The 14,818-nt window shown below is 48.0% G+C and carries 12 protein-coding genes, 1 tRNA gene and 2 rRNA genes; 12 read left to right on the top strand and 3 right to left on the bottom strand.

Features of this window, described 5'->3' with window-relative positions; genetic code table 11:
* The first annotated feature begins 162 nt into the window (after nucleotides 1–162).
* From C7Y71_RS10805 to glyA, 12 genes are all read left to right on the top strand, one after another.
* On the top strand, nucleotides 163–897 hold the full coding sequence (locus C7Y71_RS10805; protein WP_111898852.1) for a nitroreductase family protein: 735 nt from the start codon (nucleotides 163–165) through the stop codon (nucleotides 895–897).
* 261 nt (nucleotides 898–1,158) lie between these two features.
* A complete protein-coding gene (locus tag C7Y71_RS10800; protein WP_146739456.1) occupies nucleotides 1,159–2,079 on the top strand; it encodes a hypothetical protein in 921 nt (306 codons plus the stop codon).
* Nucleotides 2,080–2,091: 12 nt separating this feature from the next.
* Nucleotides 2,092–4,299 carry a S9 family peptidase gene (locus tag C7Y71_RS10795; protein WP_111898854.1) on the top strand — a complete coding sequence of 736 codons (2,208 nt, stop codon included), beginning with the start codon at nucleotides 2,092–2,094 and terminating at the stop codon, nucleotides 4,297–4,299.
* A gap of 153 nt (nucleotides 4,300–4,452) precedes the next feature.
* Nucleotides 4,453–5,466, top strand: coding sequence for a sigma 54-interacting transcriptional regulator (locus C7Y71_RS10790; protein ID WP_111898855.1), 1,014 nt, complete (start codon nucleotides 4,453–4,455; stop codon nucleotides 5,464–5,466).
* A gap of 28 nt (nucleotides 5,467–5,494) precedes the next feature.
* Nucleotides 5,495–6,001 (top strand): LPS assembly lipoprotein LptE, encoded by a 507-nt coding sequence (gene lptE / locus C7Y71_RS10785; protein WP_111898872.1) that lies wholly within the window; start codon nucleotides 5,495–5,497, stop codon nucleotides 5,999–6,001.
* A gap of 30 nt (nucleotides 6,002–6,031) precedes the next feature.
* Nucleotides 6,032–6,853, top strand: coding sequence for a tetratricopeptide repeat protein (locus tag C7Y71_RS10780; protein WP_111898856.1), 822 nt, complete (start codon nucleotides 6,032–6,034; stop codon nucleotides 6,851–6,853).
* A 4-nt stretch (nucleotides 6,854–6,857) separates the two neighbouring features.
* Nucleotides 6,858–7,226, top strand: a complete 369-nt coding sequence (gene secG / locus C7Y71_RS10775) for a preprotein translocase subunit SecG (protein WP_111898857.1) — start codon at nucleotides 6,858–6,860, stop codon at nucleotides 7,224–7,226.
* A gap of 120 nt (nucleotides 7,227–7,346) precedes the next feature.
* Complete coding sequence (locus C7Y71_RS10770) at nucleotides 7,347–7,901, top strand: thiamine phosphate synthase (protein WP_111898858.1); 555 nt, start codon at nucleotides 7,347–7,349, stop codon at nucleotides 7,899–7,901.
* A 97-nt stretch (nucleotides 7,902–7,998) separates the two neighbouring features.
* Complete coding sequence (pyrB, locus tag C7Y71_RS10765; protein WP_111898859.1) at nucleotides 7,999–8,946, top strand: aspartate carbamoyltransferase; 948 nt, start codon at nucleotides 7,999–8,001, stop codon at nucleotides 8,944–8,946.
* Nucleotides 8,947–8,963: 17 nt separating this feature from the next.
* Complete coding sequence (pyrI, locus tag C7Y71_RS10760) at nucleotides 8,964–9,413, top strand: aspartate carbamoyltransferase regulatory subunit (protein WP_111898860.1); 450 nt, start codon at nucleotides 8,964–8,966, stop codon at nucleotides 9,411–9,413.
* Between the two features lie 10 nt (nucleotides 9,414–9,423).
* Nucleotides 9,424–9,990, top strand: a complete 567-nt coding sequence (locus tag C7Y71_RS10755) for a flavin reductase family protein (protein WP_111898861.1) — start codon at nucleotides 9,424–9,426, stop codon at nucleotides 9,988–9,990.
* Nucleotides 9,991–10,040: 50 nt separating this feature from the next.
* Nucleotides 10,041–11,315: a serine hydroxymethyltransferase gene (glyA, locus tag C7Y71_RS10750; protein ID WP_111898862.1), complete on the top strand. Its 1,275-nt coding sequence runs from the start codon at nucleotides 10,041–10,043 to the stop codon at nucleotides 11,313–11,315.
* 133 nt (nucleotides 11,316–11,448) lie between these two features.
* On the opposite strand, the gene rrf is transcribed toward glyA, so the two are convergent.
* The 3 genes from rrf to C7Y71_RS10735 form a co-directional block, all read right to left on the bottom strand.
* Nucleotides 11,449–11,559 (bottom strand): 5S ribosomal RNA (gene rrf, locus C7Y71_RS10745).
* Nucleotides 11,560–11,658: 99 nt separating this feature from the next.
* A 23S ribosomal RNA gene (locus C7Y71_RS10740) occupies nucleotides 11,659–14,551 on the bottom strand.
* 188 nt (nucleotides 14,552–14,739) lie between these two features.
* A tRNA-Ala gene (locus C7Y71_RS10735) sits at nucleotides 14,740–14,813 on the bottom strand.
* Nucleotides 14,814–14,818: the final 5 nt, after the last annotated feature.

The following is a 14,818-nucleotide window of genomic DNA, read 5'->3' as shown; positions in this document are numbered from 1 at the left end:
TAATTCAAAGTGCAAAGATAGTTCAAATTGTGTTAGTAGGGAAACAGACTGCAAAGAAAAGTTAAGGCGTAACAAAGTAAAGGTAAGTTCTTTTAATTCTGATAATTTTTATTTCAATCGATTTGCAATTCTTTTCGTACATTTGCATAAAATTGCAAAGATATGATTGAAAACAGACGAAGCATACGTAAGTATAAGGATGCAGTTGTTGACGATGCGTTGCTCAACAGGCTGCTGACAGAGGCGGAGCGGACGCAGACGATGGGAAATCTGCAACTCTACAGCGTGGTGGTAACAAGGGATAAGGACATGAAGGCGCGTTTGGCGCCCTTGCATTTCAACCAGCCTATGGTGACGCAGGCACCTGTTGTGCTGACATTCTGCGCCGATTTCAACAGGACCGCCGAGTGGTGCCGCAACAGGAAGGCGATGCCAGGTTACGACAATTTCCTGTCATTCTTCAATGCAGCGAGCGACGCGTTGCTCTATTGTCAGAATTTCTGCACATTGGCAGAGGCAGAAGGACTCGGGCTGTGCTATCTCGGCACCACGATATACATGCCGCAGCAAATTATCGACGTGCTGAAACTGCCGAAGTTGGTTTTCCCCGTAGCCACGATAACGCTCGGCTGGCCCGACGAGACTCCTCCGCAGACAGACAGACTGCCCCTAAGTGCCATACGTCATAACGAGACTTACCAACCCGTCACGTCGGAGAGCATCGACCGCGACTATACGGCAAAAGAAAACCTGCCCGAAAATCAGGAGTTCCTGCGCATCAACGACAAGGAGACCCTGGCACAGATCTTTACCGACATCCGCTATACGAAGAAGGACAACGAAGCCATGTCGGAAGGACTCTTTGCTGCCCTCCGCCATCAAGGATTTATAGAATAAATCAAGTTTCGTAAGTTGTCAAGCATTCAAGCATTATAATATCAGAAAGTCTTATTTTCAAGAATTGAAGACGTGTTGTTGAGCGTATGCGAAAAATTATAGAATTTATTCCACTACTGATTATCTGAAAAGGGCAGATTGGAAGATGTTGGTTGTACAGAGAATAATAATTCTCAAATTCTCAAATTCTTGACAACATGATAAATAATTACTCGCAAAAGTTGAATAGAAAAACAAAAGAATATAAATATATAAATAAGAATGAAAAGGACATTATTCTGTTGCGCAATGGCTATCTGCGCAATGACCATCCAAGCACAAGGCGAAATCACAGTAGTGCCCCAAATGAAGAAAGGCGATGTGCGCACGTATATCACAGAGGCCAGCACCAATGGAAAGGTTGACATATCGCAAAATTCCACCACACGATTCAAAGTGGTCAATGCTTCAAAGAAAGGCTATGTTATAGAACAAAACACATCCTTTCCTGAAGATGGCTCCGGTCTGACCATTAATGGCATGTCTTCCGCAAATTCTATGTTAGGTTCCGTTGCTGCATTTATTGGAAACACCCCAGTTCTCATCAACCTGGATAAAAACACTACACCCGTTGGCATAAAGAACTTCAAATACATCAAGGAAGAAACAAGGAAAAATATAACTGAGTCTTTCAACAAGGAGGCAACTAAAAGTGGCATTAGTTCCAATGAGGCACTTATGGTCATGCAGGGGCTTACTAACCTGATTATGGACTACATTACAGAAGCGTCCGTTCTCGATGGATACAAATTCAACGAAAGTGTACTGACGCTCAACGGGAAAACCATTAAGGACGGCGATACAGAGATTATCTCCAACTTCAAGGGATTCAAGATGCATAAGACATACGCAGTTGAAGGCAACAAAGTGATTGTTGACGCAAAACTTAATCTGACGAAAGAAGAAACAAAGCAACTGCTTACAGAGATGTTTAGCAAGATAAAGCCAATGATGTCCGAAATGGCACCTATCCTCGATATGGTTATTGAAAGCGGACAAGCCAAGATAGAAGTGGTTTCAAAGAATGTTTATGAAATCGGCGAAGATGGCTGGGTAGAAAAGTTGACCACAGACGCAACCGGTTCTTTTATTGGAGAACAGACCTCTATGAAAACTATAACAAAACTGAGTGTTGAAAAATAAGAATTCAGGATTATGAAGAAAACATTTCTTGCAGCAATACTGATATGCGGAGGTACGGCATATAATGCATATTCAGCAGAAACCGACACACTGACCATCCGCGACTGCGTTACCGGCGCGTATTACCCCGAGTATGTCTATGGCGTTACGCCCATGGCAGACGGTGAGACGTACAGCCAACTTTCAGACGATGCCACACGCATCATCCGTAAGTCGTTCAAGGACGCCTCTGAGGTGGGCACCGTGTTCGACTGCTCTGCCGTTCCGGGCTGCCCCGTAAGGCGCATTGGTGGTTATACCATGTCGCCTGACGAGAAGACAATTCTGTTCGAGACTCAGCACAAGAGCATTTACCGGCACTCCTACACCGCCGTGTACTACGTATGCAACCTTGAGACGAAGGAAATCCGCCCGCTGTCGCAAGGCGGACCGCAGCAGCAGCCGCACTTCTCGCCCGACGGCAAGAAGGTGGCATTCGTAAGGGAGGGCAATCTCTTCATCGTGGACCTCGCTGCTAATACAGAGACGCAGATTACTACCGACGGGAAGTTCAACGAAGTCATCAACGGCCTGCCCGACTGGGTAAACGAGGAAGAATTTACCACAGCCTGCTCGTTCGACTTCAGTGCCGACTCGAAAAACCTCGCTTGGGTGCGCTACGATGAGAGCCAGGTGCCCATCTACAGCATGCAGATGTTCAAGGGACTGATGCCGGAGCACAAGGAGAATGACGTCTATCCGGGGAAATACGACTATAAATATCCCGTTGCGGGCGAGAAGAACAGCGAAGTGTCCGTTCTGTCATACAATCTGGACAACGGTGCCACCACGAGAATGAACGTGCCCTTGGAAACCGACGGATACATACCCCGCATCCGATTTACGAGCGACCCTGCCAAACTCGCCGTCGTTACGCTCAACCGTCATCAGGACCGCATGAACATCTACATGGTCAATCCCTCCGACGGCACTGCCTCGCTCACTCTGAGCGAAACGAGTGACAAATACGTCAAAGAAACCGCCTATGAAAGTCTGAACTTCTATGGCGACAAATTCGCATACATCTCTGCTCGCGATGGTCACCAGCACATCTATCTCTATGACCTCAACGGCAACCTCGTGCGCCAAGCCACGAAAGGCACGGACGATGTGACGGAACTATACGGCTACGACCCGAAGGCAGACCACTTCTACTATGCCGCCAAGGATGGCAGCCCGATGCGCCAGGCGGTGTTCTGTGTGGACAAGAAGGGCAAGGTAACAAAACTTTCTAAAGAAGCAGGCGACAACAGCGCTACGTTCTCTGCCTCGATGAAATACTTTATGAACGTCTATTCCTCAAGCACGAATGTCCCCGTCACCACCCTTTGCGACAACAAAGGCAAGATGCTCTCCACACTCAAGGACAATGCCGCCTTGGCGAAGAAAGCCGAGACCGTTCTCGGACAGAAGGAATTTTTCTCTTTCACCACATCGGAGGGCGTCCTGCTTAATGGTTGGATGGTAAAACCGCGCAACTTCGACCCCACGAGGAAATATCCCGTCGTGATGTATCAATACAGCGGTCCCGGCAGTCAGGAAGTGAAAGACGCCTGGGGCATGGGATTCTTGGGACAAGGCGCCGTGTTTGAAAGTTATCTTGCACAGGAAGGCATCATCGTGGCATGCGTTGACGGGCGCGGCACAGGCGGTCGCGGCATCGACTTCGAACAATGCACCTACCTCAACATCGGCGACAAGGAGTCGAAGGACCAAGTGGAAGCCGCTATCTATCTCGGTTCACTGCCCTACATAGATAAGGACCGCATCGCCATCTGGGGTTGGAGTTTCGGCGGTTTCAACACACTCATGTCGATGTCGGAAGGACGCCCCGTGTTCCGTGCCGGCGTAGCAGTAGCAGCACCAAGCAACTGGAAATTCTACGACACGGTATATACCGAGCGCTACATGCGCACACCGAGCGAGAATCCCAACGGTTATGCCTGCAACCCCATACAGCGCGCCAGTAAACTGCACGGCGACCTCCTCCTTATCCACGGTACAGCCGACGACAACGTACATTTCCGAAACTTCACGGAAATGACAGAAGCCCTCGTGCAAGCCGACAAGCAATTCGACCAAGCCATCTACACCAACCGCAACCACAGCATCTACGGCGGAAACACCCGCTATCAACTCTTCACGAAGATAACCAACTTTCTCATGGAGAAACTAAAATAACCACAGGAGTTAAATCATAATGTGGGCGCAAGCAGATTTGCTTGCGCTCTTTTTGTAATTGTTCAATTGAGCGATTTGGGTTAAAGACAAAAAAGTTGTAAATTTGCAGTTCGTTAATCTTTATAAAAAGATATACATTTGGAATCCGACTAAATGAAAGAATCTGAACTGAATAAGATAAAGAAGAAATACGAAATCGTGGGCAACTGCGATGGCATGAATCATGCCATTAAAATTGCTTTGAAGATTGCGCCAGTTGATTTATCTGTGCTCGTCATCGGTGAGAATGGTTCTGGCAAAGAGATTTTCTCGCATATCATCCATGATAGTAGTAAAAGGAGCCGGAAGAAGCTGATGGCGATTAACTGCGGTGCGATACCTGAAGGGACGATTGATTCAGAACTTTTTGGGCATAAGAAAGGCGCTTATACCGATGCTTTGGAGGACAGCAAGGGCTATTTCGGCACAGCAGACGGCGGCACACTTTTTCTTGACGAGATTGGCGAGCTGCCGCTGGGTACTCAGTCGCGCTTGCTGCGTGTGCTCGAAACGGGCGAATATCTTCCTGTTGGTGCCACAAAAGTGGAAAAGACGGACGTACGCATCGTTGCTGCAACGAATGTCAACTTGCTTGAAGCAGTGGAAAGAGGCAAATTCCGAGAGGACTTGTATTACCGTTTGAGCGGCATCACCATCCGCATCCCGCCTTTGCGCGAGCGAGGAGGCGACATCATCGACCTTTTCCGCCACTTTGCCCTCAACATGGCTCAAAAGCACGAGATACCCCCTATCCGCATTGAGGAGAGCGCAAAAAAAATGCTACTGAACTACAACTGGCCTGGCAACATTAGGCAACTGAAGAACCTTGCGGAATCGCTTACAATTCTTACAGAAGAGCGCGTAATTTCAGCAGAGATTTTGAAAAAGCACCCACCATTCAACACAAAGAAGAGCTTGCCGCGCCAACTTGAAGACAATATTGACTATAAGAACATCGTTCCAATACTTTTAACAATGTACAAAGGAATGAGCGATGACATCAACAAAATAAAAGAGGCACTGAAAAATGCGGGAATTCAAGTTGATAAGAAAAAAGAATTACCTCCTACAAAAGATGTACAGGAAGCGATTGTGGAAGAAGTGAGAGATACAGAGCAGAAAAAATAGACACACATACATTATTCACTCAATGCACATGCACCCAGCCAAACTCATAACAGCACTTTTCTGCCTATTGCTGACAACGGCATGCACCGTGAGCTACACGTTTACGGGCACGTCGATTAACTACGACATCATCAAGAGCATACAAATAGACAAGGTCAACAACCGTGCACCATACGGTTGGGCTCCTATGGAGGCGATGTTCAACAACAAGCTGCAGGACAAATATGCCAATCAGACTAAACTGAAACTCGTGAAGCGCAAAGGCGACCTGCACATAGCCGGTGAAATCACTGCCTACGACCAATACAACAAGGGTATTTCATCGGACGGCTATTCTTCGCAAGTACAACTGAAGATGACCGTAAACATCCGTTTCGAGAATTTCCCCAAGAATCAGCAGTGGGAGCGGCAGTTTACGGCTACGACGCAGTACAACTCCACGCAGCAGTTGTCGAGTGTACAGGAAACGCTGGTGAACGAGATGATTGACGACCTTACCGACCAGATTTTCAATGCTACCGTGTCGGATTGGTAAAATTAAGCATAAAAGCAACAATACATCATTTTGAGAATTTCGGAATACATCAACAGACCGGAGAAACTCGACAAGCAAACACTTTTCGAGTTGCGCACATTGTTGGCTAAACACCCGTACCATCAGCCGGCACGCCTGCTCTTCCTCAAAAACCTGTTCTTGCTCCACGACGCCACCTTCAGCGAAGAACTGCACAAGTCGGCACTTTTCCTGCCCGACAGGCGGGTGCTATTCGACCTTGTAGAGGCGAGCAACTACGACATTAAAACAGAGAATGAACAAACGGGCAAAACAGAAAAATCTACAAAGGGTAAAGACAGCACAGACAGCATCATAGACAAATTCATCAAAGAGACGGAAAAGGCTGAAGGGGGCGGCAGCATCGACCACAAGCCTACAGCAGCTGATGCTACCACGAATTACATTGAGTTCCTCAACAGACAGAAAGGTCCGGAAAACAAGAGTCAGAAGTCAAAGAAAGAGCAGAGTCGCGGCGACAGACTCCTGAACGACTTTATAGAAAGCGGCGGCATCAAAATTAAACCTGAAGAAAAGGAACAGCCTACTCAGGAAGGTACTGATAACACTAAGAAGGAAAAGGCTGAAAAGAACGCACACAAGGAAACAAAGGACTCAAAGAAAAAAACTGCAACAGAAAGCATCCTTCAGGAGACGGACGACAGTTATTTCACAGAAACTTTGGCAAAAATATACATCAAACAAGGAAAATACGAGAAAGCACTTGAAATTATCCGCACTTTAAGTTTGAATTATCCGAAAAAAAATAGTTACTTTGCAGACCAAATCCGATTTTTAGAAAAATTGATAATAAATAGTAAAAAAAATACATAAAAAAATGTACTCAGTAATTGTAGTTTTGGCAGTAATCGTTGCCGTACTTTTAATTTTCGTTGTACTCATTCAAGAATCAAAGGGAGGCGGTTTGGCTTCCGACTATGCTTCAGGCAACAATCTGCTTGGTGTAAAGAAGACAACCGACGTTGTGGAGAAAGCCACATGGACACTTGCAGGGCTCCTCGTGGTGCTCAGCGTAGCAACAACATACGTTGTTCCGCGCGAAAGCAGTAGCCGTATCGGCAGCGTAACCACACCCACTCAGGCTCCCCTCCCCGGACAGCAACAAGCGGCAGGTCAGAACGCCGCACAGCAGCAAGGTGCCGCACAGCAACAGCAGCAACAAGGCAATACTGCTCAAAAAAAATAAAAAGGACAAAAGAAACGACTTTTGAGGTTCGGGCATTGATTCGAGCCTCATTTTTTGTACCCTTATCAGCCTCACTATTGCAGAGTTTTCCGTATTTTTGCGTCAGTTAACAGTAAAGACATGAACATACAATTTAGGACCAATAATCTTTCAGATGCCAAGCAAGCGCTGAAGAACGGTTGTAAGTGGATACGACTAAACACAGCAGGCATTCCGGACAACGACTTACGCCCCCTTGCGGAAGAGATGCTGAAAATCTGCCGCAAGAACGATGCCACTTTCATCATCGACGACAGCCCGGAATTGGCCAGGGAAATAGGTGCAGATGGCGTTCACTTCAACAATGGGGCATCGGTAGCAAAAACACGCAGAGCGATTGGTGAACAGTATCTCATCGGTGCCACACTGAGCACATCAGAGGAAATTTGTCGGGCAAAAAAGGAAAGTGTTGATTATATCGACATAGGCCCTCGGGAAAAATTCAACACAGAAGAATTACGCAATCTCATCATCAGGCTTTATGAAGCAGACGTAATGCTTCCGTTGTCGGTTTACGGCAACATCGTGCCCGACGACATCCCAACGCTTTCTGCCACAGGACTGCGCGCCATAACGACATCTGACCTGTCATTCCTGAAAAAGGACATTTGGGACATCATAAACCGGTTCAGTTGACAAAAACTTTTTCACAAAATCTTCATAACAGTTCTCGCAAACCACTAATATTTTATAACTTCGCAGCGGAAGCATCAAACACCTTCATTTTACAAGTATGGCAAAAAAGAAAAGTTTCGTAAGCATTGCTGACATCACGAAAGAGCAGATTATGTATCTCATTACGATGGCAAGCGAGTTCGAAGCCATTCCAAACCGTAAATTGCTCGATGACAAAGTGGTTGCAACGCTCTTTTTCGAGCCTTCCACACGCACACGCCTCTCTTTCGAGACTGCCGCCAATCGTTTGGGCGCACGTGTCATCGGATTTACCGATCCGAAAGTAACCAGTTCTATAAAAGGAGAGACGCTCAATGATACCATAAAGATGGTAAGCAATTATGCCGATGTCATCGTGATGCGCCACCACTTGGAGGGTGCTTCGCTCTATGCCAGTGAGATTTCATCTGTGCCCATTGTCAATGCCGGCGATGGAGCGCATCAGCATCCTTCGCAAACAATGCTCGACCTCTATAGCATCTATAAGACACAGGGCACGCTGGAAAACCTGAACATATATCTCGTCGGCGACCTGAAATACGGTAGAACGGTACATTCGTTGATTATGGCGATGCGCCATTTCAATCCCACGTTCCACTTCATTGCACCCAAAGAACTGGCGATGCCCGAAGAATACAAATTGTATCTTGACAAACACGGGATACATTACGAAGAATACGAGGACTTCAACGAGGACATTATCAGCGAGGCAGACATTCTGTACATGACACGGGTTCAGCGTGAGCGTTTCACCGACCTTCAAGTGTATGAGCGCGTGAAGGATGTGTACATACTCAAGGCCTCTATGCTTGGCAAATGCCGTGAGAACATGAAGATTCTCCATCCGCTGCCCCGCGTAAACGAAATAGCCTACGACGTTGATGCCAATCCACATGCTTACTATTTTGAACAAGCACAGAATGGGTTGTACATGCGCGAAGCAATCATCAGCGATTGCCTTGGCCTGACACTCGAAGATGTACAAAATGATGGTAGAAAGCAATAGAATATAATCTGACAAACATGAATAAAGAACTATTAGTCGCTGCCATCAAGAACGGCACAGTTATCGACCATATTCCCTCTTCTAAATTATTCGAAGTCATCAATTTGCTTAACCTGAAGTCGGTTTCCTCCTCCATTATGATAGGTTGCAACCTTCAGAGCAAAAAGATGGGCAGCAAGAGTATTATCAAAGTAGCCGACAAATTCTTTACCGACGCCGAACTCAATCAGTTGAGTGTCGTAGCGCCAAACGTGTCGCTCTGCATCATTAAGGACTATGAAGTAGTGGAAAAGAAGCCTGTGAAACTCCCCAAGGAATTACGCGGCATCGTAAAATGCGCCAATCCCAAGTGCATCACGAACAACGAACCCATGGACACTATTTTCCACGTAAGCGACAATAAGCATTCTGTCAAGTGCCACTATTGCGAGTGGGAACTGGATCTTGACGAAGTAAAACTGGTTTAGACTACGTATTATGAAACTTAACTGGAAACCAGGAACAATGATTTATCCACTGCCGGCGGTACTTGTTTCTTGCGGCAGCAAGCCTGAGGAATATAACCTGCTGACCATTTCCTGGTGCGGAACTTTGTGCACAGACCCTGCTATGTGCTACATTTCCGTACGCCCCGAGCGCCATTCATACGACATCATAAAACGCGATATGGCTTTCGTTATCAACCTGACGACAGAGGAGATGGCATTCGCAACGGATTGGTGCGGTGTGCGTTCCGGGAAAGACTATCACAAATTTGAAGAAATGGGCCTTACTCCGGGAAAAGCCACTATGTTACCCTGCCCCATCGTTGAAGAATCGCCACTGAGCATTGAATGCCGTGTGCGCGAAATCATATCACTTGGCACACACGACATGTTCATCGCAGAAGTTCTAAACGTACTTGCTGACGAAAAATACATGGACAAGGAGAGCGGAAAATGGCATCTTGAAAAGTCTAATCCTTTGGTATATCTTCATGGCGGATATTACAAATTGGGAGATTTTATAGGTAAGTTTGGCTGGAGCGTAAAGAAAGAAGTGTAAGATTATTTATATCATATAATTCAGACAATTAACAATAATACACATAATTTATGGATAAAGAAATATTTGATCTAATTGAAGCCGAGCATCAGCGCCAGCTTCGCGGTATGGAACTCATTGCTTCTGAGAATTTCGTGAGCGATGATGTTATGCGTGCCATGGGTTCATGGTTGACCAACAAATATGCTGAAGGTTACCCTGGCCATCGTTATTACGGAGGTTGCGGTGTCGTTGACCTGACTGAGACCATCGCCATTGAGCGCATCAAGAAACTTTTCGGTGCAGAATATGCAAATGTACAGCCGCACTCCGGTGCACAGGCAAATGCAGCCGTATTCCTCGCATGCCTTAATCCTGGCGACACATTCATGGGACTTAATCTCGACCATGGTGGCCACTTGAGCCATGGTTCTGCAGTTAACACATCCGGTATCCTTTACCATCCCATAGGCTATAACCTCGACAAGGAGACAGATCGCGTGAACTACGATGAAATGGAGAAACTTGCATTGGAACACAAGCCTAAACTCATCATCGGCGGAGGATCAGCATATAGCCGCGAATGGGACTATGCGCGTATGCGTGCAATTGCAGATAAGGTTGGCGCCATCTTCATGGTTGACATGGCACATCCAGCCGGTCTCATTGCAGCAGGACTTCTCGATAACCCTGTAAAATATGCACATATCGTTACCTCTACCACTCACAAGACACTTCGTGGTCCGCGTGGCGGCATCATCCTCATGGGTAAAGACTTTGAAAATCCTTGGGGAAAGAAGACAAAGAAAGGCGAAATTCGCATGATGAGTTCGCTGTTAAACAGTGCAGTGTTCCCTGGTATCCAAGGTGGTCCTTTAGAGCATGTAATAGCCGCAAAAGCAGTTGCCTTTGGTGAAGCCTTACAACCTGAATTCAAGGCATACGCCACCCGTGTGAAACAGAATGCTGCAAGACTTGCAGAAGAAATGGTAAAACGAGGTTTCGGCATAGTGAGCGGTGGTACAGACAATCATAGCATGCTTGTTGATTTGCGTTCAAAGTACCCGGATCTGACAGGTAAAGTGGCAGAAAACGCACTTGTGGCAGCAGATATCACCGTAAATAAGAACATGGTACCCTACGACACCCGATCAGCATTCCAAACAAGTGGAATACGTCTTGGCACACCTGCCATCACCACTCGCGGTGCTGACACAGACATGATGGTTGTCATTGCAGAACTCATCGAGAGAGTGCTCAACTCACCTGAAGACGAGAACGTCATTGCAGGCGTACGTACAGAAGTTAACGAAATGATGTCTGCATACCCTCTCTTCAAGATGTAACACACCCACTGAAAAAACTAAAACAACGGCAAGCATTGCATCGCGCTTTGCTTGCCGTTTCTTGTGTGCCCGCTAAGTTCTACCCTGTAACATATAGGCACAAAAAAAGGTCCGCACTTGGCGGACCAGAATAAAATGGCGGCGACCTACTTTCCCGCAGTTATGCAGTATCATCGGCGCGACCGGGCTTAACTGCTCTGTTCGGAATGGGAAGAGGTGGAACCCCGGCGCTATAACCACCGTAAATAACAGTGACATGTCAAAACCGAAAACAATCTGATAAAAAACAATTCTCAGACCAATCTTCATGTATCATACAGCGCTTAGTATCTGCGCCATAATAAACAGTAAGTTTCGGGCAATTAGTACTGCTCGGCTTTGCCGTCGCCGACTTTACACCTGCAGCCTATCAACGTCATCGTCTATGACGACCCTCATAAGGAAATCTAATCTTGGGGCCGGCTTCGCACTTAGATGCTTTCAGCGCTTATCCGATCCCGACATGGCTACCCGGCAGTGCACCTGGCGGCACAACCGGCAGACCAGAGGTCAGTCCGACACGGTCCTCTCGTACTAGTGTCAGAGCCCCGCAAATTTCCTGCGCCCACGATAGATAGAGACCGAACTGTCTCACGACGTTCTGAACCCAGCTCGCGTGCCACTTTAATGGGCGAACAGCCCAACCCTTGGGACCTTCTCCAGCCCCAGGATGTGACGAGCCGACATCGAGGTGCCAAACCACTCCGTCGATATGAGCTCTTGGGAGGGATCAGCCTGTTATCCCCGGAGTACCTTTTATCCTTTGAGCGATGGCCCTTCCATACGGAACCACCGGATCACTATGCTCTAGTTTCCTACCTGTGCGGCCTGTCGGCCTCCCAGTCAAGCGCCCTTATGCCATTACACTCTGCGGCCGGTTACCAATCGGCCTGAGGGCACCTTTAGAAGCCTCCGTTACGCTTTTGGAGGCGACCACCCCAGTCAAACTACCCACCAAACGCTGTCCGCGCAACAAGCGCGTTAGAAACCAAACAGCGGAAGGGCCGTATTTCAACGGCGGCTCCATAAATACTGGCGTACCTACTTCATAGCCTCCGGCCTATCCTACACATCCACGGCCCGGTCACAACGTTAAGCTGTAGTAAAGGTTCACGGGGTCTTTTCGTCCCATCGCGGGTAATCGGCATCTTCACCGATACTACAATTTCACTGGAATCACGGTTGAGACAGTGTCCGGATCATTACACCATTCGTGCAGGTCGGAACTTACCCGACAAGGAATTTCGCTACCTTAGGACCGTTATAGTTACGGCCGCCGTTTACTGGGGCTTCAATTCAAGGCTGCACCCGAAGGATGACCTCTCCTCTTAACCTTCCAGCACCGGGCAGGTGTCAGGCTGTATACGTCTTCTCTGTAATTTGCACAGCCCTGTGTTTTTGGTAAACAGTTGCCTGGACCTATTCTCTGCGCCTCACTAAAATGTGAGGACCCTTTTTCCCGAAGTTACAGGGTCAATTTGCCTAGTTCCTTAACCGTGAATCTTCCAAGCGCCTTAGTATATTCTACCCGACCACGTGTGTCCGTTTACGGTACGGGTGCCGCAACGGTTAAGCTTAGCGGATTTTCTAGGAAGCATGATTACCTCCACTCGCGCAGCCCGAAGGCCTTGCGTACTTTCAGAGTTCAGCTCAGGGGGTGGATTTGCCTGCCCCCATCAACACCTACATCCTTAAACGCGCTATTCCGTCAGCGCGCGGGAGTGTCACTTCTCCGTCTCCACATCGCCCGTTGCGGCAGTAACGGAATATTAACCGTTTCTGCCATCGGCCTCGCCATTCGGCTTATCCTTAGGACCCGACTAACCCCGGGACGATTAGCGTTGCCCGGGAAACCTTGGTCTTTCGGCGGGAGGGCATCTCACCCTCCTTATCGTTACTTATACCTACATTTGCTTTTCCCAACGCTCCAGCGCACATCACCATGCGCCTTCAAGGCAGAAGGGAATGCTCCCCTACCGATACACAATAAATATGCATCCCGCGGCTTCGGCAAATGGTTTAATACCCGATTATTATCCATGCACGGTCCCTCGACTAGTGAGCTGTTACGCACTCTTTGAATGAATGGCTGCTTCCAAGCCAACATCCTAGCTGTCACCGGAACCACACCTCGTTAGTCTAACTTAACCATTATTTCGGGGCCTTAGCCGGCGGTCTGGATTCTTCTCCTCTCGGGCGTGGACCTTAGCACCCGCGCCCTCACTCCCAATCTTAACCTGCACGCATTCGGAGTTTGTCCGGACTTGATAGGCGGTGAAGCCCTCGCATCCGATCAGTCGCTCTACCTCATGCAGGAAACAATCGGGGCTGCACCTAAATGCATTTCGGGGAGTACGAGCTATCTCCAAGTTTGATTGGCCTTTCACTCCTACCCTCACCTCATCCAGAAGCTTTTCAACGCTTATTGGTGCGGGCCTCCATCCCGTGTTACCGGGACTTCACCCTGGACAAGGGTAGATCACTTGGTTTCGCGTCTGCCGCACGTGACTAGCCGCCCTTTTAAGACTCGCTTTCGCTTCGGCTGCGCGCATCATTGCGCTTAACCTCGCCGCGTACGACAACTCGTAGGTTCATTATGCAAAAGGCACGCCGTCACCATAAAAAATATGGCTCCGACCGCTTGTAGGCGTACGGTTTCAGGAACTATTTCACTCCCCTGCACGGGGTGCTTTTCACCTTTCCCTCACGGTACTGGTACACTATCGGTCTCTTACGAGTATTTAGCCTTGGCGGATGGGCCCGCCGGATTCACACAGGATTTCTCGTGTCCCGCGCTACTCAGGATACAGCTATGTCACAGATAACTTCGCGTACGGGCCTGTCACCCTCTACGGACGCACTTTCCAATACGTTCCGCTCGCCATCTGATGTACAATAACGCTGTCCTACAACCCCACAAGGGCCGGAACCCCCGTGGTTTGGGCTAATCCCCGTTCGCTCGCCACTACTTGGGGAATCACTTTTGTTTTCTCTTCCTCCGGCTACTAAGATGTTTCAGTTCGCCGGGTTCGCCTCCCAAAAAAGGGATGACAGTACTTCATACTGCCGGGTTGTCCCATTCGGAAATCCGCGGGTCAAAGGCTATTTGCGCCTAACCGCGGCTTATCGCAGCTTGTCACGTCCTTCATCGCCTGTAAGAGCCTAGGCATCCACCGTACGCCCTTTCGTACTTACTTGTCTATATCACATCATACGGAAATGAAAAAAAACATTCCGTAAAACGCAAGACGCATATACTAAAAGCTGTACTTCTTTTCAGATCACCTTAATGAAATTGTTTTCTTACGATTGTTTACGGTTTGTACAACATGTCATGGATCGCTTCGGACTACCACTATCAATAAAGTGGATTTAAGTCCGGGTGTGGAGAATATCGGATTCGAACCGATGACCCCCTGCTTGCAAAGCAGGTGCTCTAGCCAGCTGAGCTAATCCCCCTTCGG

The organism is Pseudoprevotella muciniphila (assembly GCF_003265305.2).
Lineage (GTDB): Bacteria > Bacteroidota > Bacteroidia > Bacteroidales > Bacteroidaceae > Alloprevotella > Alloprevotella muciniphila.
This window is presented reverse-complemented; position numbering and strand designations above follow the sequence as displayed.

Bases quoted from the DNA above. Each gene is read 5' to 3' on its own strand.
- C7Y71_RS10805 (WP_111898852.1), top strand. From the start codon at position 163: ATGATTGAAAACAGACGAAGCATACGTAAGTATAAGGATGCAGTTGTT.
- C7Y71_RS10800 (WP_146739456.1), top strand. From the start codon at position 1,159: ATGAAAAGGACATTATTCTGTTGCGCAATGGCTATCTGCGCAATGACC.
- C7Y71_RS10795 (WP_111898854.1), top strand. From the start codon at position 2,092: ATGAAGAAAACATTTCTTGCAGCAATACTGATATGCGGAGGTACGGCA.
- C7Y71_RS10790 (WP_111898855.1), top strand. From the start codon at position 4,453: ATGAAAGAATCTGAACTGAATAAGATAAAGAAGAAATACGAAATCGTG.
- lptE (WP_111898872.1), top strand. From the start codon at position 5,495: ATGCACCCAGCCAAACTCATAACAGCACTTTTCTGCCTATTGCTGACA.
- secG (WP_111898857.1), top strand. From the start codon at position 6,858: ATGTACTCAGTAATTGTAGTTTTGGCAGTAATCGTTGCCGTACTTTTA.
- C7Y71_RS10770 (WP_111898858.1), top strand. From the start codon at position 7,347: ATGAACATACAATTTAGGACCAATAATCTTTCAGATGCCAAGCAAGCG.
- pyrB (WP_111898859.1), top strand. From the start codon at position 7,999: ATGGCAAAAAAGAAAAGTTTCGTAAGCATTGCTGACATCACGAAAGAG.
- pyrI (WP_111898860.1), top strand. From the start codon at position 8,964: ATGAATAAAGAACTATTAGTCGCTGCCATCAAGAACGGCACAGTTATC.
- C7Y71_RS10755 (WP_111898861.1), top strand. From the start codon at position 9,424: ATGAAACTTAACTGGAAACCAGGAACAATGATTTATCCACTGCCGGCG.
- glyA (WP_111898862.1), top strand. From the start codon at position 10,041: ATGGATAAAGAAATATTTGATCTAATTGAAGCCGAGCATCAGCGCCAG.